Genomic DNA, 25,387 nt, shown 5'->3' with positions numbered 1-25,387 from the left:
ACACACAGTAGCATCTAGCTCAAACTGTAAATTGCTTGAATAAAAAAAGGGAAATCATATATCCGACTCCCCTTTAAAAGTAGCGGGGACCAGACTCGAACTGATGACCTTCGGGTTATGAGCCCGACGAGCTACCAACTGCTCCACCCCGCAATGTATGTTTAATATTTTCGAGCTAAGCATTGCACTTAGCTCTTTTAGTAGCGGGGACCAGACTCGAACTGATGACCTTCGGGTTATGAGCCCGACGAGCTACCAACTGCTCCACCCCGCAATGTATGTTTAATATTTTCGAGCTAAGCATCGCGCTTAGCTCTTTTAGTAGCGGGGACCAGACTCGAACTGATGACCTTCGGGTTATGAGCCCGACGAGCTACCAACTGCTCCACCCCGCAATGTATTTTTTATAAAAATTGCGCTTTTGATAGCATAAACGCAAGATAACATTCCGTTTAATTGGAGTACAAAGATATTATTTGTTTCTTTGTATTCCAAATAAAAAACAAGATAAAATGTCGCATAAAGCAGGATTTGTTAGCATCATCGGAAAGCCAAACGCAGGAAAGTCTACTTTAATGAACTCATTAGTAGGCGAGAAGATGTCGATCATTACCCCAAAAGCCCAGACCACAAGGCACAGAATTATAGGTATCGTAAATGATGAAAATCATCAGATCGTCTTCTCGGACACGCCCGGCGTCATTAAGCCGAACTATTCCCTGCAGGAATCCATGATGAACTTTGTCCAAGGCTCTTTAATTGATGCCGACGTCATTCTGTTTGTTACCGATATCCATGAGAAGTACGATGAGAACGATGTTATAGAAAAGCTCCAGAAGACGTCTTCTCCCGTTGCCGTGCTGATCAACAAAATAGACAAGTCGTCCGAGGAAGAGGTAAAAGCCAAAGTAGAATTCTGGAAAGAAAAGCTGGAGCCAGACACAATATTTGCTGTTTCCGCCCTGCATGGATATGGCGTCAGTGGGATAATGGACTATATCAAGGAAAAGCTCCCGGTACACCCACCGTATTACGAAAAGGATGAGCTGACCGACAAAAGCATGCGTTTCTTCGTCTCAGAGATGATCCGCGAAAAAATCTTCAAGCTATACGACAAAGAAATTCCATACAGCACGGAAGTGATTGTAACCTCCTATAAAGAAGATGGGCACCTGACAAGAATTGCCGCCGAGATCATTGTAGAGCGGGACTCCCAAAAGAACATTATTATCGGAAAAGCCGGCGCAATGATAAAAAAGGTCGGTACATATGCCCGTCAGGACATCGAAGAGTTTATTGGCGGCAAAGTATTTTTGGAGCTATTTGTAAAGGTAATCCCTGATTGGCGCAGCAAAAAGAATTACCTCAAGCAGTTTGGTTACGACGACTAGCCTTCAAAATAGTGACGTAGTGCTTTAACCTGTTTCGGGTTAAGCACTTTTCGTAGCTCTTCGTCCGTTGCCTCCTTAACTCTTTTGGCAGATTTGAAGGTTTTCAGTAGTTTTTCTACGGATGTCTTGCCTATGCCGGGAATGTTTTCCAGTTCCGATACAAACGTCTTCCGGCTCCGTTGATGGCGGTGAAAGGTGATACCGAAACGATGCGCCTCGTCCCGAAGATGCTGAATGATCTTGAGTGTCTCTGATTTTTTATCGAGATATAGCGGATATTGGTCTCCGGGATAATAAAGCTCTTCCAACCGCTTGGCAATTCCGATTACAGTTACTTTTTTCTCAATTCCGAGTAGCTTCAGGCTCTTCAACGCCGCCCCCAGCTGTCCCTTTCCCCCATCGATTATAATCAACTGCGGCAGATCCTGATCTTCATCAAGCAGGCGGCGATACCGTCTGAATACCGCTTCTTCCATCGTGGCAAAATCGTTTGGTCCAACAACGGTTTTGACATTAAAGTGCCTATAATCTTTTTTGGACGGCTTTGCATCTTTAAAAACGACCACTGCCGAAACGGGGTAATTCCCCTGAATGTTCGAATTGTCGAAACACTCGATATGCCTTGGAAGATCCGTCAGTCGCAGATCCTTTTGCATTTGCTTCAAAATACGTTCAGTCTTCACCTCGGGGTTAAGCCGTTCATATTGCAACATACGTTCTTTTTTGAAGTAGGCGACATTCTTCAAAGAGAGCTCCAGCAAGTTCTTTTTTTCGCCGGCTTTCGGAATTGTAAACCGTATGTCGTCGCTTTCTTCGATATGAATATCAAAAGGAACAATAATCTCTTTCGATGTACTTTTAAAGCGGCTACGGATTTCAGGAATCGCCAGTGCTAACAGTTCTTCTTCCGATTCGTCGAGTCTCTTCTTCATCTCTAGCGTTTGCGTCTGTATTACCACACCGTGTACAACCTTCAAATAGTTTACAAACGCATAGCTCTCGTCGGAAGCGATGCTAAACACATCCACATTGCTTATCGACGAACTGACAACGGTCGATTTGCTCTGGTAATTGGCAAGCTTATCCAGTTTTCCCTTGAGCTTATGCGCCAGTTCAAAGTTCAGGTCGTTAACAGCGTCCTGCATCTGGCTTTTTAGCCTGCCGGTTACGACCGCGATCCTTCCGTTAAGAATATGTTTAATGTCAGCAAGGTTTTGATTATAATCTTCTTCCAGCTGATAGCCCTCGCACGGTCCTTTACAGTTTCCGATCTGGTATTCCAGACACACCTTATATTTCCCTTTCGCAATATTTTCCGGAGCTAGGTTTAAGTTGCACGTCCGCAGCGGAAAAAGTTCCCGTATCGTATCCAGTATGATATGCATCATGCCGACAGAAGCGTACGGCCCGTAATACCTCGATCCGTCCTTGACATATTTTCTGGTCCAATATATACGTGGAAAATGCTCATTTTTAATGACGATCCATGGATATGTCTTGTCGTCCTTGAGCATCACATTGTAGCGTGGCTTATGCTTCTTTATGAGATTGTTTTCCAACAGCCATGCATCGATCTCGGTATCGACAATAGTGAAAGCGATACGGTTAATCTTACGGACGAGCACTCTGGTTTTGCTGTTCAGCTGCTGATCGTTAACAAAATACGAGCCAACCCTATTCCTTAAGTCTTTTGCTTTGCCCACGTAAATAAGCTCGTTGTTCTTATCAAAATATTGATAGACGCCGGGCTTGTGTGGTATCTTTTTTAGTTCTTCTCTGTAGTCAAATGAACTCATATTGTAAACGTTCTACCGTGAACCAGTTGCCATTGATAAACGAGTGATTCACAAAAATGCCGAACAGCAAATTTCGGCAAAATTTGCTGTTCGGCAACTATATCTTGAACAAGATGCTTAAAATCCAAGGCGATCGTCATCCAACTCGGCTTCCTCAGAAGGCGTACCATAAAAAGGAACGTACCTACTGCAGTCGATCTCGCGGGTTAAGCCGCCGGGAGGTAACGGAAAGTCGTCTTTTGTGTAATGTAGCGTTTTATCGTCGTAGACCTTTTTCATGTATAGCCCAAAGATAGGTAAGGCAGCCGACGCACCCTGTCCGGATGCCATACTGTAGAAACGGATCCCGCGATCTTCAGCCCCTGTCCAGATGCCCGTCACGAGGTCTGGCGTGATACCGATGAACCACGCGTCGGAGTTGTCGTTGGTCGTTCCTGTTTTACCCCCGATAGGGTTTGTCAACCCGCCGTATTCTGCTCTCCGCAGACGGGATCCTGTACCGCCGTCTACAACGCCTTTCAGCATATCAACCATGATATAGGCGGTTTCACTATTGATGGCTTTTACAACTTTAGGCGCCTTTTCGTAAATGGGCGTACCATTTTTATCTTCTATACGCAAGATCATCGTGGGCTCTATCCATGTTCCGTGGTTTACAAAAGCCGCGTATGCTCCTACCATATCATATACAGAAGCTTCATAGGCGCCTAGTGATATTGACGGATAATTTGGAACATTTGAAGTAATCCCCATCTTCTTCGTCAGCGCGGCGACATTAGAGGCGCCAACTTCATTGATAACGTAGGCAGTCGCAAAGTTCTGCGAATATTTCAATGCGTTTTTCAGTGTGATCGGGTCACCGCCCTGTACGGTACCGCGCGGCGTCCAGTTGCCGTAGGTCCGCATATGGTTCGGAACCGTAAAACACGGCGAGTAACCGTTATCGATAGCCGTAGCATACGTAAAGGGCTTCGCTGTTGAGCCGACCTGCCGCTGGGCCAGTTTCACGTGATCGAACTTAAAGTGCTCAAAACTGATTCCGCCCACCCACGCTTTTATATGGCCCGTCTTCGGCTCCATAGACATGACCGCATTGCGCAGAAAGAGTTTGTTATACCGTATAGAGTCCATGGGCGTCATCACCGTATCCACATTTCCTCGGTACGTGAACAACGTCATTGGCACTTTCTTATTAAAATGGGCCTTGATATCTTCTTCCGACATGCCCGCTTCCTTTAATACCCTATAGCGATCCGACCGGCGCATTCCCGCAATCAGCAACTTGGCATTAGCTCCTTTAAAGGGATCTGCATTCCGGTATTGTCTATCAAAGTCGCGTTGCAGCTTCATCATCCACTCTTTTTGGGCCGCTTCGGCATACTGCTGCATGACGTAGTTAATCGGCGTATATATTTTCAGTCCGTCCCGATCCAAGTCCCACGGTGTGCCATCCGCCTTCGTGATGGACAGGCGCTGAAACTCTTTTTTAATTTCCTCTTTGAGTACGGCCCGGAAATAAGGAGCTAGCCCTTCACCATAGTTCGAAATGCGCAGCTGCAGCTTTATAGGTTCGTCTTTAGCCTTTTGGACTTCCTCTTTGCTTAGAAAATGCTGATTGGCCATATTATTCAGAACGGTATTCCGTCTCGCAAGTGCGTTTTCAGGAAACCGTACAGGAGAGTACGCCGAAGGTCCTTTGAGCATTCCAACCAGAAGCGCTGCTTCCTCAGGCTTCAGCTTATCAGGTGTAGTGTTAAAATAGGTGCGGGCGGCCGATTTGATTCCGTACGTGTTGTAGGCTCCAAAGTCGACCGTATTAAAGTACATCGTGATAATCTCTTCTTTGGTATAGCTTCTCTCTAAACGCACCGCGGTAACCCATTCCTGAAATTTCTGCATAATACGTTTAATGGTATTACGCTCTCTCCTCTCCGAAAACAGGTTCAATGCCAACTGTTGAGTGATCGTGCTCCCTCCCTGCTTATTTCCCAGCAACGTGTGGAAAACTGTGGTTATAGTGCGTGAATAATCGATACCGGAGTGGTCGTAAAACCGCTTGTCCTCCGTTGCGATCAGCGCCTGTATCAGATACGGCGATAGCTCGCTGTATTTGACATTCGAGCGGTTGTGTTTATAGTACGTTCCCAATACACGCAGATCGTCCGCAAGGATTTCAGACGCTAAGTTGCTCTTGGGGTTCTCCAGCTCTTCGAACGAAGGTAGTTTGCCGAATACGCCCAGCCGTACGCTTAAAATAAAAACGGCGCCAAATACGACTATTCCGGCCAATATCTTCCAAAAGTTCCGGGTATAACGTTTAACGTCTTCTTCTGTTAGTTTATTTTGCTTTGATTCTCTCTTCATAGCATGATTTAATACTTTATAGCTTACCTCGTCTGATAGAGCGTCAGCCTCTTTCTATATCAGTTAACGTGCCAATTCCGTTGCTTGTTATCGTAAACATATTGTAACCTTCTTGTGGCATATGTCCGTATACGGAAGCAAAGGTAATATATTCTTGTCTGATAACTTTTAACTTCTTCAAAGTTTCGGTTGTTCCCTTTCCTGATAAAGTCAACCGATACCGCCCGGCGTTTCCATGAACAGGCCGGCAGTTAACAGTGTTGCCACGGCCAGCCTACTATCGCCAATAAATAGCAATTAAAAAATCCTTACTTTAGGAAAGTATTAGTGCCGACGTCGATTATGCAAAGAAAGAACAACGCTAGCTTATTTTTTATTTTCCTGACTGTCGTGATAGACACCGTAGGATTGGGAATTATTATCCCCGTACTTCCATCTCTGATCCGCGAACTCATCCAGGGAGATCTCAGTGAGGCGTCGCGCTATGGCGGTTGGCTGATGTTTTGCTACGCTTTTACGCAGTTCCTTTTTGCGTCGGTACTGGGAAATCTCAGCGACCGCTTCGGGAGGCGCCCGGTTTTGCTGTTCTCCCTCCTTGGATTTTGCATAAACTATATTCTCATGGGCCTCGCCCCCACTATCCTTTGGCTGTTTGTCGGCCGGCTGATAGCCGGCATAACGGGCGCCAGCCACACCGTTGCTGCTGCGTATATCGCGGATATTAGCTCTCCGCAGAAGAAGGCTCAAAACTTTGGGCTGCTCGGGGCCGCCTTTGGACTCGGATTTATTATCGGCCCCGTGCTCGGCGGGCTTTTAGGGCAATACGGTCCCCGCATTCCGTTTTTCGCTGCCGGCGTATTAAGCTTTCTAAACTTCCTTTACGGATACTTTGTCGTACCAGAGTCGCTTAAAACCGAGAACCGCAGGCCATTTTCGTGGCGAAATGCAAATCCTATAGGAACGTTCCGCCACATGAAAAGATATCCGCGGATATATGCATTGATAACCTGTATCTTTCTGGTCAACCTATCGGCGCACGCCGTGCAGAGCACGTGGTCATATTATACAATGGAAAAGTTCGGTTGGGACGAAAAGATGGTGGGCATATCGCTCGGATTCATCGGTACCTTGTTAACTATCGTACAGGCAGGGCTTCTGCGCATTGTCATTCCGAAGCTAGGCCTACCGAAATCGGTCATCACCGGCTTGGTATTCTGCACTGTCGCATTACCCCTCATGGGAGCCGTAACCCAAACATGGATGTTGTTCGCCACCAGCATACTTTACGTCTGTAGCGGTATCGCCGGTCCGGCCATACAAAGTCTTGTTTCGAACCTGACGCCTAACGACGAACAGGGACAGATTCAGGGCGGGATCGCCTCGGTCATCAGCTTAACAGCTATCTTTGGTCCGGTCATGATGAGCAACCTATTTTCGTTCTTCACGAAGGAAGGAGCCGCATTATATTTTCCGGGCGCTCCATTCTTCATGGGCGGCCTATTGACCTCGGGCGCGCTCCTTATCGCCCTGCGCTATTTCGCCCGACATGCTCGGGCTACCCCTCCTTCGCGATAAGACAAACCGCATAGGCGACGACACCTTCCTGCCGGCCAATAAAGCCCATGGTCTCGTTGGTCGTCGCTTTTATTGATACGTCATCTGTATCCAACCCTGTTGCGCGCGCGATATTTTCTTTCATTGCCGCAATATAAGGTTTGATCTTAGGCGCTTCTAAACACAACATACTGTCGATATTACCTAACGTGTAACCTTTTGCAGCAATCAGCCGGACACACTCCTCCAATAATATGAGGCTATTTACGCCCTTCCACTTTTCGTCGGTATTGGGGAAGTGATGGCCGATGTCCTCGAGATTGGCAGCTCCTAAGATAGCGTCACAGATAGCATGGACCAACACGTCAGCGTCAGAATGTCCAAACGCTCCGGCGTGGTGTTCAAGTTGAACGCCGCCTACAATAAATGGATGTCCTTCTTTCATTTGGTGAACATCGAATCCGAAACCTACCTTTGTCTTTATCATAGGGCTAAACATAGATAAATTCACTTTTATATGCAAAATAATTGCATAGGGACTGTCGTTATTACGGACAGCCTGCTAACATGCCGTAAGATAGGTGTTCTCCCTGAATTGTATCGATGGCACGCAAACCTAGCGCAGCAGTCGGGGATATTTTATATCTTTAACGCCTGGAAGAGATAAAAGAGCGTTTGCCGGACAGGAACTAAAAAAATCGACATAAGGCAGGTTACTATTTGATTAAAAAGGTATTAATAGGTGAGTAAGGAAAAAAGCGATAGCAACGTTGATTTGGATATCATTCACGGCTTGGCGTCGGGAGACAATCTGGCTATAATGAAATTATATAAGCTGTATTTCCCGCCAATTGCGAAGATGGTTATAAACAATCAAGGAAGCAAAGAAGAGGCTCAGGATATCTTTCAGGAGACCGTAATGGTGCTCTACGACAGAGTGACCAACAGCAACTTCGAGCTTCAAAGCAAACTTCAAACTTTTTTGTATGCTGTTTCAAAGAGGCTATGGCTAAAACAGCTTACTCGGGGCGAGTCAAAATATCACAAGGATCAGATCGACAATCATGAGGATTATCTGGCTGCCGAAGAGGCTGTCGAAAACCATGAAATCGTCGAAGCGAACCTGTTGCACATGGAAGAAGCACTGGTTGGACTGGGAGAACCATGCAAAACGATCTTGTATGACTTTTATATAAAGAATAGATCCATGGCTGACATCTGTGAGAAATTTGGCTATACCAATACAGACAATGCGAAGACACAAAAATACAAGTGTCTTCAGCGGCTAAAAAAGTTATTTTTTAAGAAGTAAGTTATTCCAGACAGGCATGAGGAAATTAAACCAGCAGGAATTTATAGAATGGGCAGACGCGTATCTTCGGGGAGAACTCTCCGATGAGCAAAGGGTTTGGTTCGAGGGATACTGTAAGGAGCATCCGGACGAGGCTACGAAATTTGAGGAACACGCGGCGTTTCTGTCCACTTTTAAGGCGGCCGAAGCACGGCTAGACTTTAAAAAATCGTTATCCGAAACAGCGCACCATTATCATACAACTCACCGGACCGAACGCACCCGTGTTGTGAGCCTGTGGGATCGCCTAAAACTAAACGCGGCGGTCGCTGCGGCAATAGCTATCGTATCGGTATTCTCCACATTATGGCTTACAGGATACTACTCGAACCTGCGCAAAACCACTTCGGACTACTCCGCCCTGCGCCGCGATATGAACACGGTAAAAAGGAATGTTAATGCGCACAACGCTGCGATTAAGAGCATCAGCAGCCATAAGGATAATGTGGAAACCATGCATTATGGAGCTACCGGATTTATGATCACGAAGAACGGCTATGTAGTCACGAACTACCACGTGATTACCGGTGCCGATTCCGTTCACCTACAGAACCATAAAGGTCAGTCTTTTAAAGCCGACATCATTTTCACCAATCCGGAGAAAGATCTGGCGATACTACGTATTAATGATTCCACCTTCAGGTCGTTAAAAAATATTCCTTATACGTTTAAGAAGCAGGACTCCGATCTGGGAGAAGATATCTACACCATTGGATTCCCACGCGACGAAGCCGTATATGGACAAGGGTACCTGAGTTCCGCTACCGGATATGCAGGCGACACGTTGGCCTACCAGATCTCTATTCCGGTCAACCCGGGTAACAGCGGCGGCCCTGTTTTAGATAAAGACGGGAACGTCATCGGTATTATCAGCGGAAAACAAAAAGGCATCGACGGCGCCGCATTCGCCATAAAAACCAAGGCCTTGTTGGAGACTTTGAACAGCATACCGGCAGACTCCCTGCAAGGGAATATCGTGCTTAGCAATAAAAACTCCCTAAGCGCTTTGCCGCGTACTGACCAGATAAAGAAGCTGCAGGACTATATCTATATCGTTAAAGTATATTAACCAGCGTTCGATTCTTATTTCGGCTCAGGGCGCTTTGAACTGCTAGATGCTGCTGAAGAAGACAAAGCAACAGCGGGGGCTACGTCAAGAGCTTTCCGAAAGAAGAGGGTTTCAATGTGAACTTGATAAAGAAGCTAATCTAGTAGCCGCTAAGCTGCGTAGCCTTCCCTCGACTAACCCCAATAAGCCGGCAAAGGCTGGACTCGCTATTGAATTGCTGAGCACATAAAAAACTGTCAAAAGCACGGCAGTCTATATAAACAGTACGGGCGCAAAGAAATTGCGCCCGTACTGTTTATCATTAGAGAGAACATCGCCATACTATTTGTTTGGTTGCGGCGTGACCCGCAAATACGGCTTAATCTCTTTAAACCCTTTCGGAAACTTATCCGGAATATCTTCCGTCTTAATCGCAGGGACGACAATGACATCTTCTCCGTCTTTCCAATCGGCGGGCGTCGCCACCGAATATTGATCCGTCAGCTGCAGTGAATCGATGACACGCAAAATCTCATTGAAGTTACGTCCCGTAGACGCCGGATACGTCAACGTCAGCTTAACCTTCTTATCAGGACCGACCACAAATACGGAGCGCACAGTTGCCGTAGCCGAAGCGTTAGGGTGGATCATGTCGTAAAGTTCCGCTATCTTTCTGTCTTTGTCTGCTATAATCGGAAAGTCGACGGTGGTCTGCTGCGTCTCGTTAATATCATTGATCCAACCCAAATGATCTTCGACAGAATCAACGCTTAATGCGAGCACTTTAACGTTTCTTTTTTCAAACTCCGACTTTAGCTGTGCCGTGCGCCCCAGCTCGGTTGTACACACCGGTGTGTAATCCGAGGGATGAGAGTATAAAACAGCCCAGCTACCATCAATGTATTCGTAAAAATCAATCTTTCCAACAGAGGTCTCTGCCTGAAAGTTGGGTGCGGTATCTCCTAATCGTAAACTCATTTTTTTTTGCGTTTATTGTAAAACCATATAATCTACAAATTTAGTAGATTAAACAATTTATCCAAGAAATGGTTTCTTATTTTTACCTGATCATCAAAAACATTACACTATTTTTACTATAAGCGGGGCGTTACTGAGCTCCCATCACGGCATCGGTCAGTCTATCGATTATATGGGTATTCCTGTATCCAGTTAAATCCCCGTCTCCTTAGTTCGAAGTGCTCTGGTTGCTGCTTAACTAACCTGACTTTTTCCGTGCGGTCGCCAAACGCTTTCGTCAAAAGTATATCTCCATTTTCTAGTATTAAATAGTCAAGCGTATAGTTGTTCAGTGATATTTTACGTTGTTTAGCATCGATTGCCGGAGTGATTTTCTTTTTTCTATAATACACATCCCGGACCGTCGCATCTCCTTCATATTCGAAAACGATAAACGACCAGTCACCCGGAATAGCCGTCCGCCTGTTATCTCCACTTTCGACCTGGTATATCCCGTACAACGGCGACTTCCGGAGGTAATGTTTTATTAGTTTCTGTCTATTGAGAACTCCTGAAAACTGTGACAGAACGAATATACTTATTGCTGCAACTTTTACTGTCGTAAGCATTTTGTTTTTCCAAGGCTTGACAAATTCGGGTTTCCGAAGTACGTCTATGTGGGCGGACTTTCCGAGGACGAGAAAATCAAACAGAGGCTTGATATGGGGCAATAGCAAAAAGACAGACAATAAAAACAAAGCTGTCGAGATGATCTTGACCGGCACATCAAAAAAATAGTTAGCCGTCATGATGTTAATACTTACGACCATGGTTATCAACGCGCCGAGTACAACTGTTTTCCGGAATAAAAGAAAACCCGACAGTATTTCCACCATGCCGATAAAAATGTTGTATCCTTTGGAATAACCAAAGTATGTCCAAGCTAATCCCATGGGGGAAAACTCTCCCAGCGGTTGCATTAGCCGGTTCAGCCCCGGTGGCAGCATCTGCGCATGGATAAGCTTGATAGTGCCATAGTTTATCAACATAAAGGCAATATAATAACGGACAAAAGTTGTCAACCAATAATAAGCTGTATTATAATCTTTCTGCTTCCTGTCTGTGACAGTCCAAATTATAGTACCTGCGACGGCCCAGAGAAAGAGAATAAGCAAGGTTATCCACGCGTAAGAAGTGTCACTACTTCCATTTATAACAATTGAATGGTCGTAGCTATAGTTGAGTACATTCTCTGCAAACCAAGGTGTCACATGCTGTGTGAATTGCACCAACGGCTTGCTTATATAATTAAATAATGGAAAGGCCTCGTTATTATTAACGATAATAAAGGATAAAATGAAAATGAATGAAAAACGAAAGCCTATCTTCTGCAATGGATGCCACGGATTAATCATCATAGCCGTAAGATACTAAATGCGGACCAATTCTTCCATATATATATACGACAGGCCGCGACTTCGTATTGCAATAAATTACGGCTAGACGCCTTTACGGGGTGTTTCCGGTAAAAGGTGGCGGCAGTAACACACAACCTAAGCAGAGGATGGCGATGCCCCAGCAGATCTGACAATAGTTGGAGATAAACAAACAGAACGAGCTGCCACGCTATTTCAACCTTTTTTCGATTTCAGATAAATGATGGTAATCGTCAAAAGAGAAGCTGCCGAGTTTTTCGGAAACGTATTCGATCAGCAGCTTTGCTTTGCGCAGTAAGGTCCGCTGGGACTCCCCATCCACAGTCTGCAGCCCATCACGAAGTAGTAATAAGGCCAAAGGACGGATCTGTTGCTCTTCGAGTTCCTGTTCCACATACAGCAGAAGCTCTTCATCTGTACACAGGAGCATCCAACGTCTTTCTTTATGGAAGAACTTCATGTATGCTTCCTCCAGTGCCTGATGGTCAACAGGATCACCATCTAAGGATTTATCGATTAATAACCGTAAAAACTTGCCGATCTCTTCGATCCAATTTAAAATTGTGTCTTTTTCATATCTAATCCCCATGGTCTATCGTATTTGTCCTTTCCCAGTTACATACCACTTTTCGGTGACTAACTTTTCCAGTGCGAATGGCCCCCTGGCGTGAAGCTTCTGCGTGGAGATACCGATCTCCGCCCCCAGGCCGAACTCTCCGCCGTCGGTGAAGCGCGTGGAGGCGTTAGCATACACGGCTGCGGCGTCCACTACATCCATGAACAGGTCCACTTTCGTCTGATCTTCAGAAACAATACATTCCGAATGCTTAGACGAATACCGCGCTATATGCGCTAGCGCTTCGTCAAAGCTATCCACTACCCGTATAGAACACTGTAACGACAAAAATTCCCTGCCGAAATCCTCGTCGGCTGCCCGATGGAGATAAGGATAGTCCAACGACCGCAGCAGCTGATACGCCGTTTGATCCGCAAACACGTCTACGGCTGATTCCTGAAAATACGTTGCTACCTCTCGAAGAAAGCCCTCAGCAATGGCTGCATCTAATACGACGGTATCCAATGCATTACACACTGATGGTCGCGAGATCTTCGCGTTAGCTACTATTTTCGCGGCGGTCTTTAAATCCGCTGTTTTCTCTACATAGGTATGGCATACGCCGGCCCCGGTTTCAATAACGGGAACTTTAGCGTGCTCCCGGACAAAATCTATTAAGGTCTGAGATCCCCGGGGAATAATAATATCCACATATTTTGTTGCTGTCAACAATTCCGAGACAAATACGCGATCAGTAGGCAAAAGCTGTACGATATGCACGTCAGACCGTCTGTCGCACAGCACCTTTTGAATAAGCTGCACCAAAATGGTGTTGGAATACCAGGCGTCGGTGCCTCCTCGCAACAAACATACGTTCCCCGACCGTATACATAAGGCAGCAACATCCACGGTGACGTTAGGCCGGGACTCATAGATAACACCCACCACGCCGAGGGGCACAGTCTTCTTCTCGACAAGCAAGCCATTGGCCAACGTCGTACGGGACAGAAGGGCGCCCGTTGGGTCCGGCAGATCAGCCACCGCTTCTACACTTCTCGCTAATGCCTCAATCCGCTCTTCTGTCAGTAAGAGCCGGTCGAAACGAGGGTCTTCGGAAGGCATGCGCGCCAGATCTTTGCTATTTTCCGAAATGATCACCTGCTTGTTTTCCCGCAGCGAAGAGGCGATATCCAATAGGAGCTCTTTCTTTTCCACATCAGTTAACATACGGATACCTCTTGTCGCACCATATGCAGCCTGTAGCTCCGCTTCTATGTTTTCTTTCATCTTGTAATGCATTTTACAGCTATCCCGTTTATAACAGCACAATATCGTCGGCATGAGCGACGGCTGTGTTTTTCTTCTTATGAATCGCCGCTAGGTCAACGACATCTATTTTGGCTTTTGCTACGGCAAAAATCTCCCCCTGCTCGTCCGCAATCTGGAATACCTCGCCGGTTTCCATTGGCTGATTGATGTCAATTATCCCCACAGCCAACAGACTTTTTCTGTTTTGAATGGCTTTGACGGCTCCCTCGTCCACTTTTATCATGGCCTTAATAAGGCTACCGCTCGCCATCCATTTATTCCTTGAAGACACCTTTTTCGGCTGAGGCAGACAAACAGTTCCCGTTTCCCCACGCACAGCTTTCAGTATACCATCTTCCGTTTGCATGCTGAAAATAACCGTTCGGATTCCCATCTGATTTGCAAGACGGGCAAAATTCAGTTTTGAGGTCATTCCACCCAGGCCAACGGTCGACTTGTCCTTCCTAGCCAACCCCAGCGCCGCCTTATCAATAATCTGTATTTCGGGCACCACGTTTCCTTTGGCGTCCAGCACCCCCGGCACCGACGTACTAAACAGAAGTTGCTCGGCGCCAAAACCGACTGCAATCAGCGTTGCCAGTTCATCGTTGTCCGAGAACTTCAGCTCCTTGTTGCTAACAACATCGTTTTCATTGGCTACGGGAATAATATTGTTTTTCCACAGTTCCTGATAGGTATCCTTCAGCTGTAAAAACTGTGCCCTATTTGCAAAGTGTTGCCGCTCGCACAAGCTTTGCGCCAAAGCAATATTAAACGGTTTGAAATATGTGCTATACGTGCGTAACAGCAGCGGATTACCAATGGCCGCAGCAGCCTTCCGCTCTGATATAGATCCTTCATACTTGGTCAAAAAGCGCTTTCCCGCAGCCACGGCTCCCGACGAAACAAGTACTATATTATATCTCGGTTGCAGCTGTGCGGTCTGCCGTGCAATCTCCAGCACGATACGTTCGTCAACCTCCCCTTCTTTTGTCGTAATAGCAGCAGAACCAAACTTTATGACCAACACAGGTTTTTTCATTATTAATGATTTAATAATTTTAAAATGATTTTTTTAGATTAATGTAAATGTAATAAGCTTTTTTATAAAAATAAATCATCAGCTATAATTTTAGCCGCTGTTTGGTACGGTTTATGACCATTCTATCAAAAAAAGATACCTATGAAGTACATGCTAGTTATTTTCAGTTCGGTCGCATTTCTATCCTGCCAGCAGCAGCCATCGAAAAAAACGACAACAACTTCTGAAGTAGCGCCATCGTTAGTAGGAAGCGAAAAAGACGAGAAGGGCTGTTTGGTTGCGGCCGGCTACACTTGGTCAAAACTGAAAGAGGACTGTATCCGTCCATGGGAAGGCACAGTGACCATGAATGTAACCGACACGTCTACCAACTTCGAAACAGCAGCGTTCGTCTTAATCGACTCCACCAAGCAGCAGGCGGAACTTTTTCTGAAAGAAGAGCCTGAAAGCATATTACTTGACAGCGTGGCTCCACATCTTTATACAAACAACGACTACAAACTGTCGCAGGAAAACTATTGTTGGTCGTTAATCCACCGACAAAATACGCTATACGAAGAAAAAAAGTAAACAATTTCACTGATAAGCGAAACGGTCTGTATGTAAAGGCTGTGCTTTTCGCCTATCCGACGATGCACTGCTTTTATCTCTTTGCCTTAGAATCAGAGCGCCTCTAATAAACCTCTTTACCGAAGCGCTCCGTATACCGTTTTTCCATAGCGAACATCTCGTCCCGCAATTTTGCTGCTTCCAGAAAGTTCATTTCTTTCGCTGCTTTCTCCATTTGCTTTCGAACATTGTCTATGGCCTTTTTCAGATCCTTCTCGCCTAAATATTCCATAACGGGGTCGGCCGCAACAGGAGCCGTCGGATCCGGATCTACATAGGCTTTAACTTCGCCAGGCTTAAAGTCTGCCACAGATGTCTGCTCTAGAATTTCCTCTCTTGTCTTTCCTACGGTACGCGGAATAATACCGTGCTCTTCGTTGTAAGCAATCTGTTTCTCCCGGCGTCTGTTGGTCTCCTCTATCGTTATGCGCATGCTGTCCGTCATCTGGTCGGCATACATAATCACGCGCCCTCTGTCGTTCCGGGCGGCCCGGCCGATGGTCTGAATCAGTGACCTCTCTGAACGTAAAAATCCCTCCTTATCGGCATCAAGAATTGCGACAAGCGTTACTTCGGGAAGGTCAAGTCCTTCCCGTAACAGGTTGACTCCGACGAGCACGTCGAACTCGCCCAAACGCAACCCTCTTAGGATCTCCACACGCTCCAGCGTCTTGATCTCGGAATGGATATAGCGGACCTTTATATTCAGCCTGCTCATATATTTAGTTAATTCTTCGGCCATTCTTTTGGTCAGTGTTGTCGCGAGTATACGTCCTCCCTCTTTTATCGTTTTTTCCACCTCTTCGAGGAAGTCGTCTACCTGGTTGACAGCCGGATGTACTTCGATAACCGGATCGAGCAGCCCCGTCGGACGGATAACCTGTTCAACAACCACCCCTTCTGTCTGTTGCAGTTCATAATCGCCGGGGGTCGCTGAAACATAGATGGTCTGATTCGTAAGAGACTCAAATTCGGGAAAGTTTAAAGGCCGGTTATCCAGCGCCGCAGGGAGCCGGAAGCCGTGTTCCACGAGAGATACCTTCCGGGATCGGTCGCCACCATACATGGCCCTTAGCTGCGGAAGCGTTACGTGGCTCTCATCAATAACCAATAAGTAATCTTCGGGGAAGTAGTCCAGCAGGCAGAACGGTCTCATTCCCGGCTTCCTGCCGTCGAAAAACCGTGAATAGTTCTCGATACCCGAACAATACCCCAGTTCACGCATCATCTCCAGATCGTAGTTTACGCGTTCCTCCAATCGCTTAGCTTCGAGCATTTTTCCTTCTTCCTCGAGCTGCGCCTTCCGTTGGACAAGTTCGTCCTGTATGGCCCAAATAGATTGGGTGAACTTCTCTTTAGGGGTAACAAAAAGGTTCGCCGGGAATAGCGCTATGTCTTCCAATCTGGAGAGTGTCTTACCCGAGATCGGATCTATTTCGCTAATCTCATCGATCTCGTCGCCAAAAAATGATATCCTAAACGCATAGTCCAGATAGGCCGGATATACATCTACAATATCGCCCTTGACCCGAAATGTGCCCCGCTTGAAATCGCTTGTCGTCCGCGCATACAAAATTTCGACGAGCCGGTGCAAAAAAGCATTTCGGCTTATGGTCATCCCCACGCCGAAGCGGAATATCGATCGGGAAAAATCTTCCGGGTTTCCCATACCGTAAATACAGGAAACCGACGAAACGACGATAATGTCCCTACGCCCGGACATCAGCGACGAAGTCGTCGCGAGTCTCAGCTTCTCGATCTCCTCGTTAATCGCCAGGTCCTTCTCTATATAGGTATTCGACGAAGCGATGAAAGCCTCCGGCTGATAGTAATCGTAGTAAGAAACAAAATAGTTTACAGCGTTATCAGGAAAGAACTGTTTAAATTCCCCATACAGCTGCGCGGCCAGCGTTTTGTTGTGGCTTAAAATCAAGGTCGGCCGCTGCGTCTCCTGGATGACGTTTGCAATGGTGAACGTCTTTCCCGACCCGGTTACTCCGAGCAGCGTCTGGTACGGCTCCCCCTGATTTATTCCTGCCACGAGCTCCTTGATAGCTTGAGGTTGATCTCCGGTAGGTTTATATTCCGATGTTAAATTAAATTTCATATATACTAGTACTTCCTGCGTGAATCCATTCGTTGGAACATAAGAACCATCTTGCGTTATTTCCCATCAAAACACAGATCAGGGCAATTAAACTGTTTGCATCCCAAATGATTGTTTGAGCGGTGTCCGTTCCGTAGGTTACTTCCAACGACGTATAAAATTACTGAAAAAACGTCAATTCTTTATCGTCCTAACGTCATGAACGTGGTATAATATTGGATGGTATTTAGTAAATTAGTGGAAACTCAATAATATGGTAACGATTTTGACGAAAGAAAACAGTATAGCGAACCACTATCTCGTGGAACTTCGCGACGTACAGATACAGCAGGATCGTATGCGGTTTAGACGTAATCTGGAACGCTTGGGAGAGATCATTGCCTACGAGATAAGCAAGACGCTTGCTTATAAGCCTACCGCTGTAGAGACCCCTCTCGGAACAGCTACACACCACGTACTTGAAGATCAGCCCGTACTGGCTACCATCATCCGCGCCGGCCTTCCCTTCCACCAAGGGTTATTGAACGTATTCGACAGGGCTGACAGTGGGTTTATCGCCGCCTACCGACATACCAAAAAAAGCGGTGAAATGGAAATTCACAAAAAATATACGAATACGCCCGATTTGAACGACAAGGTTGTCATTGTCGCAGACCCTATGCTGGCAACGGGACGTAGCCTTGTTTTATGCTGTAAAGACCTGCTAGCGGAATATAATATTAAGGAACTCCACATCGCCGTCGTTATCGCTTCCGAAGAGGGTCTTCAACATGTGCGCGCCTTCCTGCCGGAAGCCAACCTGTGGATAGGCGATGTCGACAATGAAATGACCTCCAAGGCCTATATAGTACCTGGCCTCGGCGACGCCGGCGATCTGGCCTATGGCAACAAAGAAGATTAACTAATAACAGAAACTTAACAATAACTAAAAACATAATGCTTTCTTTATCAATAAATTTATATCAAATATTTCATCGTTATGGTTTGGCAAAAATACAACGGCGAGACTATCCGCTCGTCTATCAACGAAGCTGTTGAGGACATCATTAAAAGAGAGACTCATCTAGGCAACAAACTGAAAGTCTACATCGGTACAGATTCCCAGGTAAAACGGGGGGTTATCGAATTCGCAACGGTCATCGTCTTCCTCCGTGAGCACAAGGGCGGATTCATGTTTATCCACCGCGACCGAAAAAACCACAAGCAGAGCATCAAGGAACGGATGTTAACAGAAGTGCAAAAGTCTATCGACATCGCCTATCAATTATGTCCGCTTCTCGACCAGTATCACATCGATCTGGAAGTTCATGTGGACATCAACACAAACCCTAACTTCGAATCTAACGTGGCGCTGAAAGAAGCGATGGGTTATATCCTGGGCATGGGATTCCAGTTTAAAGCCAAGCCCGAGTCGTTTGCGAGCACCAATTGCGCAAACAAAATCGTACAATAAAGCGTAGCCCTTAGGCTCGCCTTCTCCAACGAAAGTGTATCTTTAAATGAAAATTTAAAGGTATGCATGACTTTTTCACCTCTCTTTACCAGCAATTTCTTTCTACTACCTTTGCCGAATGGGTGGCAACCGTTTCGGGATTTCTCTGTGTCTTCCTCGCCGCCAGACGGCATATACTTAACTGGCCGATAAGCATTATCAGTGTGAGCGTCTATGCATTTATCTTTCTCGACAGCAAACTATACGGCGACGCTCTTTTACAGCTGTATTTCGTTGCTACCGCCATTTATGGTTGGTACTATTGGAACAAAACAGACGAGACTTCCCAGCATAAGCCAGTAGTCAGCTTTCGGAGCGGACAACAGCTATTGGTGCTGATCGCTGTCGGTTTATTAACCCTGCTAATGGGAACAGCATTAGATAAGTTCACCGATTCGGACGTTCCGTACATTGACGGCTTTTGTACTGCAATGAGTTTTGTCGCACAGTTTTTAATGGCGCGAAGGGTATTACAAAGCTGGCTTCTCTGGGTAATAGTAGATATTTGCTATATTCCGCTCTATCTACATAAAGATCTGGTGTTAACCGCTATTCTTTACGTAGCTTTTACTATTATTGCATGGAATGGTTACCGCGATTGGCGGCACGCCTACTTAAATAAAACGAGATAACATTGATTAACCCCAAATTACAGAAGATAGCCGTAGTGGGCCCCGAATCGACAGGAAAATCGGCTGTGGCACAGTTCCTGGCCCAACAGCTGCACACTGTCTGCGTACCCGAATATGCCCGTTACTATTGCCAGCATCTGAACAATCAATACACCGTGGAGGACGAGGTGAACATGTTTTATGGGCAAATCGCACTGGAGGAAGCGTTATTTCCCTTAGCTAAAAATCACCTACTGATCTGTGACACGACAATTATGACGGTAAAAATTTGGTGCGACCACCTGTTTGGCGACACGCCGAAGCACGTGAAGGATGAAATTGCCACGCGGCATTACAATCACTATCTTCTCATGGATATCGACCTACCTTGGGAAGATGACCCCTTACGCGACTTTCCTGATCAACGCGAGCACTTTTTGGAGGTCTGGAAAAAAGAGCTTGGCGCGCTTGGAAGCCACTACACAGTCATTTCCGGACAGGGCGATGCCAGGTTTGAGAACGCATTCCACGCCATAAAAAAAATCCTCACCTAGTCTGTAGATGAGGATTGCTAATATCTGCTAAGTCTTAATAGCGGTAGGCTTCCGGTTTGTAGGGGCCATCAACCGTCACACCGATATAAGCGGCCTGCTCTTCGGTAAGCGTATCCAGCTCCACGCCAATATGTGCCAGATGCAAACGTGCCACTTTCTCGTCGAGATGCTTAGGCAGCGTATACACCTTTTTTTCATATTTGTCCGTATTCGTCCATAGTTCAATCTGCGCCAAGGTTTGGTTCGTGAACGAGTTCGACATGACAAACGAAGGGTGGCCCGTTGCACAGCCAAGGTTCACCAAACGTCCTTCAGCCAGTAAGATAATATCTTTGCCATCAATTGTGTATTTGTCTACTTGAGGTTTTATCTCCACTTTTGTGGCCCCGTAATTCTGGTTCAGCCACGCGACATCAATTTCGTTATCGAAGTGCCCAATGTTACATACTACGGTCTTATCCTTCATTAGTTTGAAGTGCTCCGGGCGGACGATATCTTTGTTTCCCGTCGTAGTTACGACGATATTGGCTTCCTTTACTGCGTCGATCATTTTCTTTACCTCGTACCCTTCCATGGCTGCCTGAAGCGCACAGATAGGATCGATCTCGGTCACAATAACCCGAACGCCTGCAGAACGTAACGATTCCGCTGATCCTTTACCAACATCGCCATATCCGGCAACGACAGCGACCTTTCCCGCTAACATTAAGTCTGTAGCTCGGCGGATTGCATCGACCAACGATTCCCGACATCCATACTTATTATCGAATTTGGACTTTGTAACCGAGTCATTCACGTTGATCGCCGGCAAATGCAGCGTTCCATTTTTCATTCTTTCGTACAGACGATGCACGCCTGTAGTCGTTTCTTCCGACAATCCCCTGATACCTTCTACTAATTCGGTGTACTGGTCGAATACCATATTCGTGAGGTCGCCACCATCATCTAGAATCATATTGAGCGGTTTACGCTCTTCTCCAAAAAATAGGGTTTGCTCAATACACCAGTTGAACTCCTCTTCTGTCATACCTTTCCACGCGTATACCGGAATGCCTGCCGCCGCGATAGCCGCTGCCGCATGGTCCTGAGTTGAAAATATGTTACACGAAGACCAAGAGACTTCTGCTCCTAGTTCAACTAGCGTTTCTATCAACACAGCCGTCTGAATAGTCATATGTAAGCAGCCCGCAATGCGCGCGCCTTTCAGCGGCTTGGTCGCTCCGAACTCTTTTCTCAGGCTCATCAGCCCCGGCATTTCCGCCTCCGCCAGCTCTATCTCTTTCCTTCCCCACTCCGCGAGCGAAATATCTTTTACCTTGTACGGTACGTACGTCGTTTCTATTGAAGACATAATTTCCTTTTTTTTGCATCACAAAAATAGCCTATATCCCCCTGATTTCAAAGTTATTTACTTCCTTATCGGGCAATTCTGACATTATCTTGAGGATAACACCTTGATTCGCGAGCAACAATCCATTACCTTTGTCTTCTAGGTAGATGAGAACAATAAACAAGAGGTTACCTATTTAATTTTTGATTGATTAAAAAAAATAAGACATGTATCCAGAATATTTAGTAGCGCCAATGCGTCAAGAACTGGTAGACGCAGGTTTCCAAGAGTTAAAATCAGCAGAAGAGGTTGATGCCGCCATTCCGTCGGAAGGCACCGTATTCGTCGTCGTCAATTCGGTCTGCGGTTGTGCTGCGGCAAACGCACGCCCTGCAGCTCGCTTCGCCGTTGAAAACGGAAAGAAACCCAGTAAACTTGTTACTGTCTTTGCCGGGATGGAAAAAGATGCAGTAGACAAAGCACGTGAGTATATGTTGCCCTACCCACCATCATCGCCGGCAATGGCTCTTTTTAAAGACGGCAAGCTTGTACATATGATTGAAAGGCACATGATAGAAGGTCGTCCAGCACAGATGATAGCCGACAACCTCATCGCGGCGTTCGACGAGTACTGCTAGTCATTTTCATTTTGATTTTTTGAATTAAAGCCTCTCCCATCCAGGAGAGGCTTTTTTATGGAACTTAACTTTAGATGAAAAAAATAAGCCAGCTGCAGCGGGCTTATTTTTTTTCATCTCGCCGTTTGTTACTGCGCGTTTAAAAACATCGATTTCTGACTGTAAAGCTCTCTAAAGAATGGGTCCTGCAGATCCTTTATAAAGCGGATCGCTTCTCCGGTAGATTTCATTTCAGGCCCCAATGTTTTGTCTACTTCAGGGAACTTCGAAAACGAAAAGACGGGTTCCTTAATCGCAAATCCCTCCAATTTCCGCTCGATCTTGAAATCCTTCAACTTATTCACGCCAAGCATAATCTTGGTTGCGATATTGATATATGGCACATCGTAAGCCTTGGCAATAAACGGAACCGTACGGGACGCGCGGGGGTTCGCTTCGATTACATACACATTCTCTCCCTTAACGGCGAACTGTATGTTTAACAGTCCTTTGACGTTAAGCGCCTTCGCCAACTTGATGGAGTACTCTTCCATTTTCTTTTGCACATTTTCGGAAAGGCTGAAAGGAGGTAATACTGCCGACGAATCGCCTGAGTGTATACCCGCAGGTTCAATATGTTCCATCATACCGATTATATGTACGTCCTCGCCATCGCATATAGAGTCAGACTCGGCCTCTTCGGCACGGTCCAGGAAGTGGTCAATAAGAATATGGTTGCCCGGCAGGTTCTTCAACAGATTTACGACGGCTTTTTCAAGATCTTCGTCATTAATCACGATACTCATACCTTGGCCGCCCAGTACATACGATGGACGGACAAGAACAGGGTACCCAACTTCATTCGCCACGCGTAGCGCTTCCTCCGCAGAAGTTGCTACACCATATTTTGGATAAGGGATATCCAGCTCTTTTAATAAATCTGAAAATCGTCCCCGGTCTTCAGCTAAATCCATATCCTGGAATGACGTACCAATAATCTTAACACCTAGGGCTTCCAAACGTTCAGCCATCTTTAACGCAGTCTGCCCACCTAGTTGTACTATCACACCCTCGGGCTTCTCCAGTTCGATGATTTCACGGACATGCTCCCAGAAAACCGGTTCGAAATAGAGTTTATCGGCCATGTTGAAGTCGGTCGATACCGTTTCCGGGTTACAGTTAATCATAATAGCCTCGTAACCAGATTCTTTAGCTGCTATCAAGCCATGAACGCACGAATAGTCAAATTCGATTCCTTGTCCAATACGGTTTGGTCCAGAGCCGAGAACCACTATTTTCCTACGGTCGGACACCACTGACTCGTTCTCGTCTTCGAATGTGGAGTAGTAATACGGCGTTTTTGCCGGAAACTCGGCAGCACAGGTATCAACCATTTTATATACGCGGTGAATACCAAGCTCTTTACGGCGTGCATATACCTCATCCTCGGATACATTACCTAGCAACCAAGCAATCTGGGCATCAGAGTATCCCTTCTGCTTCAAGGTGACAAAGAAGTCTCTTGGAATATTATTAAGCTGGTATCGACGTAATTCTGTTTCGTATTGAACGAGCTCCTGGATTTGTAGAAGAAACCATTTATCAATACGGGTCGCTTTACGGATAGATTCCAGTGGTACGCCAAGCTCGAAGGCATCTTTGATATGGAACACGCGATCGCCGCTAGGGTGCTCCAAGCTGTCCATGATTTCCTCCAGATTACGTAGCTGGCGTCCATCGGCGCCTAGGCCCCAACGGTTTGTCTCCAACGACTGACAGGCTTTTTGTAAGGCTTCAATAAACGTACGTCCGATAGCCATTACCTCTCCCACAGCTTTCATTTGTAAGCCCAGCTCTTTATTTGCGCCTTTGAATTTATCGAAATTAAAGCGCGGAATCTTGACGATAGCATAGTCTAACGTTGGCTCGAAATAGGCTGACGTTGTTTTTGTAATCTGGTTTTGAAGTTCATCCAGGTTGTAACCGATAGCTAGCTTTGCAGCTATTTTTGCGATAGGATAACCGGTGGCTTTAGACGCCAGTGCCGAAGAGCGCGAAACCCGCGGATTAATCTCGATAGCGATAATATCCTCGTTTTCCGGATTTACGGAGAACTGCACATTACATCCGCCGGCGAAGTTCCCGATAGAACGCATCATTCGGATCGCCTGGTTACGCATGTCCTGATAACACTTGTCGCTTAATGTCATCCCCGGCGCTACAGTAATGGAGTCGCCGGTATGGATTCCCATGGGGTCAAAGTTCTCGATCGTACAGATAATGATCACATTATCGTTCGAATCTCTCAACAACTCCAACTCGAACTCTTTCCATCCCAGTACAGCTTGTTCTACCAATACCTCATGTGTTGGGGAAGCGTGTAGCCCTCTGTTCAGTGCGGCGTCAAAATCTTCCTTCCGGTGGACAAAGCCTCCCCCGGTTCCAGCCAACGTATACGAAGGACGGATAACAAGCGGAAAACCGATTTCTTGAGCTGCTTCCTTTCCCTCTAGGAAGGAGTTAGCGATTTTTGAACGCGCAACGCCTACGCCGATATCAACCATGAGCTGACGAAATTCCTCGCGGTTTTCCGTTTTCTCAATGGCGGCAACGTCTACGCCGATCACTTTAACATTATATTTTTCCCAAAGCCCAAGATTCGATGCTTCAATGCATAGATTCAACGCCGTTTGTCCGCCCATTGTGGGAAGGACTGCATCAATCTGTTGTTCTTGTAAGATCTTTTCAATACTTTCACACGTTAAAGGCAGCAGATACACGTGGTCTGCAATAACCTTATCGGTCATAATCGTTGCGGGGTTCGAATTGATAATGGATACTTTGATCCCCTCTTCTTTTAAGGAAAGGGCTGCTTGAGATCCTGAATAATCAAATTCACAGGCTTGGCCAATAACAATAGGCCCCGAACCGATGATTAGAACTGAGTTGATGGAGGTGTTTCTAGGCATTATTTTTCTTCTTCAAAAAATTAACTATCAATATGTTGTGTGGATCAAAGCAACGAAAAATGCCTTTGTGGGGAGAGTATTCCGACTGCTTTGTCGGAGTGCAAAGTTACATTTTTTTTATGAAAACCTAAGTGTTTTTAAAAAAGTTTCACACATGGGTACATTTTTTTTAGCAGGGAAATCAAAAGACCGGTCGTGCCATCCCGACGCAGTCGGCAGGTATCCCCGAAAGTATCCCTGATGGTCCTCTGCCGGTACACCTTATACCCGCGCTCATTTAGCGTCGCAAACCGGC

At 46.2% G+C, this 25,387-nt stretch carries 22 protein-coding genes and 3 tRNA genes; 11 read left to right on the top strand and 14 right to left on the bottom strand.

Annotated elements, in window-relative coordinates; genetic code table 11:
• Positions 1-80: 80 nt before the first annotated feature.
• The 3 genes from BC792_RS11540 to BC792_RS11530 form a co-directional block, all read right to left on the bottom strand.
• Positions 81-153, bottom strand: a tRNA-Met gene (locus BC792_RS11540).
• A gap of 48 nt (positions 154-201) precedes the next feature.
• A tRNA-Met gene (locus tag BC792_RS11535) sits at positions 202-274 on the bottom strand.
• 48 nt (positions 275-322) lie between these two features.
• A tRNA-Met gene (locus tag BC792_RS11530) sits at positions 323-395 on the bottom strand.
• A 117-nt stretch (positions 396-512) separates the two neighbouring features.
• Here BC792_RS11530 and era point away from each other — a divergent pair.
• The gene (era, locus tag BC792_RS11525; RefSeq protein ID WP_148909164.1) at positions 513-1,391 is read left to right on the top strand and encodes a GTPase Era; all 879 of its coding nucleotides are present in this window, start codon (positions 513-515) and stop codon (positions 1,389-1,391) included.
• Here era and uvrC read toward each other — a convergent pair.
• Both uvrC and BC792_RS11515 read right to left on the bottom strand, forming a co-directional pair.
• Positions 1,388-3,187 (bottom strand): excinuclease ABC subunit UvrC, encoded by a 1,800-nt coding sequence (gene uvrC, locus BC792_RS11520; RefSeq protein ID WP_148909163.1) that lies wholly within the window; start codon positions 3,185-3,187, stop codon positions 1,388-1,390. The two genes, era and uvrC, sit on opposite strands and share 4 nt — an antisense overlap.
• A gap of 117 nt (positions 3,188-3,304) precedes the next feature.
• Positions 3,305-5,551 (bottom strand): penicillin-binding protein 1A, encoded by a 2,247-nt coding sequence (locus tag BC792_RS11515; RefSeq protein ID WP_148909162.1) that lies wholly within the window; start codon positions 5,549-5,551, stop codon positions 3,305-3,307.
• A 342-nt stretch (positions 5,552-5,893) separates the two neighbouring features.
• Here BC792_RS11515 and BC792_RS11510 point away from each other — a divergent pair, with 342 nt between their 5' ends.
• The gene (locus tag BC792_RS11510; protein ID WP_148909161.1) at positions 5,894-7,126 is read left to right on the top strand and encodes a TCR/Tet family MFS transporter; all 1,233 of its coding nucleotides are present in this window, start codon (positions 5,894-5,896) and stop codon (positions 7,124-7,126) included.
• Here BC792_RS11510 and ispF read toward each other — a convergent pair.
• Positions 7,107-7,589, bottom strand: coding sequence for a 2-C-methyl-D-erythritol 2,4-cyclodiphosphate synthase (gene ispF / locus BC792_RS11505; RefSeq protein ID WP_148909227.1), 483 nt, complete (start codon positions 7,587-7,589; stop codon positions 7,107-7,109). The two genes, BC792_RS11510 and ispF, sit on opposite strands and share 20 nt — an antisense overlap.
• A gap of 258 nt (positions 7,590-7,847) precedes the next feature.
• On the opposite strand from ispF, the gene BC792_RS11500 reads away from it, so the two are divergent.
• From BC792_RS11500 to BC792_RS11490, 3 genes are read left to right on the top strand one after another with little or no spacing between them, the layout of a single operon-like run.
• Positions 7,848-8,417, top strand: a complete 570-nt coding sequence (locus tag BC792_RS11500) for an RNA polymerase sigma factor (RefSeq protein ID WP_246155015.1) — start codon at positions 7,848-7,850, stop codon at positions 8,415-8,417.
• Positions 8,418-8,433: 16 nt separating this feature from the next.
• Entirely contained in the window at positions 8,434-9,525 is a 1,092-nt protein-coding gene (locus BC792_RS11495) for a S1 family peptidase (RefSeq protein WP_148909160.1), read from the top strand.
• Between the two features lie 46 nt (positions 9,526-9,571).
• Positions 9,572-9,754, top strand: coding sequence for a hypothetical protein (locus tag BC792_RS11490; RefSeq protein ID WP_148909159.1), 183 nt, complete (start codon positions 9,572-9,574; stop codon positions 9,752-9,754).
• A gap of 92 nt (positions 9,755-9,846) precedes the next feature.
• On the opposite strand, the gene BC792_RS11485 is transcribed toward BC792_RS11490, so the two are convergent.
• The 5 genes from BC792_RS11485 to proB all read right to left on the bottom strand — a co-directional run bounded on the left by BC792_RS11485 (position 9,847) and on the right by proB (position 14,803).
• Complete coding sequence (locus BC792_RS11485) at positions 9,847-10,482, bottom strand: peroxiredoxin (protein ID WP_148909158.1); 636 nt, start codon at positions 10,480-10,482, stop codon at positions 9,847-9,849.
• Positions 10,483-10,643: 161 nt separating this feature from the next.
• Positions 10,644-11,879, bottom strand: a complete 1,236-nt coding sequence (locus tag BC792_RS11480; RefSeq protein ID WP_148909157.1) for a hypothetical protein — start codon at positions 11,877-11,879, stop codon at positions 10,644-10,646.
• 208 nt (positions 11,880-12,087) lie between these two features.
• Positions 12,088-12,486 (bottom strand): hypothetical protein, encoded by a 399-nt coding sequence (locus tag BC792_RS11475; RefSeq protein WP_148909156.1) that lies wholly within the window; start codon positions 12,484-12,486, stop codon positions 12,088-12,090.
• Positions 12,487-12,489: 3 nt separating this feature from the next.
• Complete coding sequence (locus BC792_RS11470) at positions 12,490-13,752, bottom strand: glutamate-5-semialdehyde dehydrogenase (RefSeq protein ID WP_148909155.1); 1,263 nt, start codon at positions 13,750-13,752, stop codon at positions 12,490-12,492.
• A gap of 16 nt (positions 13,753-13,768) precedes the next feature.
• Entirely contained in the window at positions 13,769-14,803 is a 1,035-nt protein-coding gene (gene proB, locus BC792_RS11465; protein ID WP_148909154.1) for a glutamate 5-kinase, read from the bottom strand.
• Positions 14,804-14,944: 141 nt separating this feature from the next.
• Here proB and BC792_RS11460 point away from each other — a divergent pair, with 141 nt between their 5' ends.
• Complete coding sequence (locus BC792_RS11460) at positions 14,945-15,373, top strand: hypothetical protein (RefSeq protein WP_148909153.1); 429 nt, start codon at positions 14,945-14,947, stop codon at positions 15,371-15,373.
• 103 nt (positions 15,374-15,476) lie between these two features.
• On the opposite strand, the gene uvrB is transcribed toward BC792_RS11460, so the two are convergent.
• On the bottom strand, positions 15,477-17,519 hold the full coding sequence (gene uvrB, locus BC792_RS11455) for an excinuclease ABC subunit UvrB (RefSeq protein WP_148909152.1): 2,043 nt from the start codon (positions 17,517-17,519) through the stop codon (positions 15,477-15,479).
• Positions 17,520-17,772: 253 nt separating this feature from the next.
• On the opposite strand from uvrB, the gene upp reads away from it, so the two are divergent.
• The 4 genes from upp to BC792_RS11435 all read left to right on the top strand — a co-directional run bounded on the left by upp (position 17,773) and on the right by BC792_RS11435 (position 20,176).
• A complete protein-coding gene (upp, locus tag BC792_RS11450; RefSeq protein ID WP_148909151.1) occupies positions 17,773-18,420 on the top strand; it encodes a uracil phosphoribosyltransferase in 648 nt (215 codons plus the stop codon).
• A gap of 78 nt (positions 18,421-18,498) precedes the next feature.
• A complete protein-coding gene (locus BC792_RS11445) occupies positions 18,499-18,972 on the top strand; it encodes a ribonuclease H-like YkuK family protein (protein ID WP_148909150.1) in 474 nt (157 codons plus the stop codon).
• A 62-nt stretch (positions 18,973-19,034) separates the two neighbouring features.
• Positions 19,035-19,643, top strand: a complete 609-nt coding sequence (pnuC, locus tag BC792_RS11440) for a nicotinamide riboside transporter PnuC (protein ID WP_148909149.1) — start codon at positions 19,035-19,037, stop codon at positions 19,641-19,643.
• A 2-nt stretch (positions 19,644-19,645) separates the two neighbouring features.
• Complete coding sequence (locus BC792_RS11435) at positions 19,646-20,176, top strand: AAA family ATPase (protein ID WP_148909148.1); 531 nt, start codon at positions 19,646-19,648, stop codon at positions 20,174-20,176.
• Between the two features lie 34 nt (positions 20,177-20,210).
• On the opposite strand, the gene ahcY is transcribed toward BC792_RS11435, so the two are convergent.
• A complete protein-coding gene (gene ahcY / locus BC792_RS11430; protein WP_148909147.1) occupies positions 20,211-21,527 on the bottom strand; it encodes an adenosylhomocysteinase in 1,317 nt (438 codons plus the stop codon).
• Between the two features lie 206 nt (positions 21,528-21,733).
• Here ahcY and BC792_RS11425 point away from each other — a divergent pair, with 206 nt between their 5' ends.
• On the top strand, positions 21,734-22,144 hold the full coding sequence (locus BC792_RS11425) for a BrxA/BrxB family bacilliredoxin (protein ID WP_148909146.1): 411 nt from the start codon (positions 21,734-21,736) through the stop codon (positions 22,142-22,144).
• Between the two features lie 128 nt (positions 22,145-22,272).
• On the opposite strand, the gene carB is transcribed toward BC792_RS11425, so the two are convergent.
• Positions 22,273-25,092 carry a carbamoyl-phosphate synthase large subunit gene (gene carB / locus BC792_RS11420; protein ID WP_148909145.1) on the bottom strand — a complete coding sequence of 940 codons (2,820 nt, stop codon included), beginning with the start codon at positions 25,090-25,092 and terminating at the stop codon, positions 22,273-22,275.
• Positions 25,093-25,387 lie beyond the last annotated feature (295 nt).

The sequence above is a fragment of the Sphingobacterium allocomposti genome (assembly GCF_008124885.1).
Taxonomy (GTDB): domain Bacteria; phylum Bacteroidota; class Bacteroidia; order Sphingobacteriales; family Sphingobacteriaceae; genus Sphingobacterium; species Sphingobacterium allocomposti.
This window is presented reverse-complemented; position numbering and strand designations above follow the sequence as displayed.

Coding starts and splice junctions, on each gene's coding strand:
- era (WP_148909164.1), top strand. CDS start 513: ATGTCGCATAAAGCAGGATTTGTTAGCATCATCGGAAAGCCAAACGCA.
- pnuC (WP_148909149.1), top strand. CDS start 19,035: ATGCATGACTTTTTCACCTCTCTTTACCAGCAATTTCTTTCTACTACC.
- BC792_RS11460 (WP_148909153.1), top strand. CDS start 14,945: ATGAAGTACATGCTAGTTATTTTCAGTTCGGTCGCATTTCTATCCTGC.
- carB (WP_148909145.1), bottom strand. CDS start 25,092: ATGCCTAGAAACACCTCCATCAACTCAGTTCTAATCATCGGTTCGGGG.
- proB (WP_148909154.1), bottom strand. CDS start 14,803: ATGAAAAAACCTGTGTTGGTCATAAAGTTTGGTTCTGCTGCTATTACG.
- uvrB (WP_148909152.1), bottom strand. CDS start 17,519: ATGAAATTTAATTTAACATCGGAATATAAACCTACCGGAGATCAACCT.
- BC792_RS11480 (WP_148909157.1), bottom strand. CDS start 11,879: ATGATGATTAATCCGTGGCATCCATTGCAGAAGATAGGCTTTCGTTTT.
- BC792_RS11470 (WP_148909155.1), bottom strand. CDS start 13,752: ATGCATTACAAGATGAAAGAAAACATAGAAGCGGAGCTACAGGCTGCA.
- BC792_RS11495 (WP_148909160.1), top strand. CDS start 8,434: ATGAGGAAATTAAACCAGCAGGAATTTATAGAATGGGCAGACGCGTAT.
- BC792_RS11510 (WP_148909161.1), top strand. CDS start 5,894: ATGCAAAGAAAGAACAACGCTAGCTTATTTTTTATTTTCCTGACTGTC.
- uvrC (WP_148909163.1), bottom strand. CDS start 3,187: ATGAGTTCATTTGACTACAGAGAAGAACTAAAAAAGATACCACACAAG.
- BC792_RS11515 (WP_148909162.1), bottom strand. CDS start 5,551: ATGAAGAGAGAATCAAAGCAAAATAAACTAACAGAAGAAGACGTTAAA.
- ahcY (WP_148909147.1), bottom strand. CDS start 21,527: ATGTCTTCAATAGAAACGACGTACGTACCGTACAAGGTAAAAGATATT.
- BC792_RS11490 (WP_148909159.1), top strand. CDS start 9,572: ATGCTGCTGAAGAAGACAAAGCAACAGCGGGGGCTACGTCAAGAGCTT.
- BC792_RS11475 (WP_148909156.1), bottom strand. CDS start 12,486: ATGGGGATTAGATATGAAAAAGACACAATTTTAAATTGGATCGAAGAG.
- BC792_RS11445 (WP_148909150.1), top strand. CDS start 18,499: ATGGTTTGGCAAAAATACAACGGCGAGACTATCCGCTCGTCTATCAAC.
- upp (WP_148909151.1), top strand. CDS start 17,773: ATGGTAACGATTTTGACGAAAGAAAACAGTATAGCGAACCACTATCTC.
- BC792_RS11485 (WP_148909158.1), bottom strand. CDS start 10,482: ATGAGTTTACGATTAGGAGATACCGCACCCAACTTTCAGGCAGAGACC.
- BC792_RS11425 (WP_148909146.1), top strand. CDS start 21,734: ATGTATCCAGAATATTTAGTAGCGCCAATGCGTCAAGAACTGGTAGAC.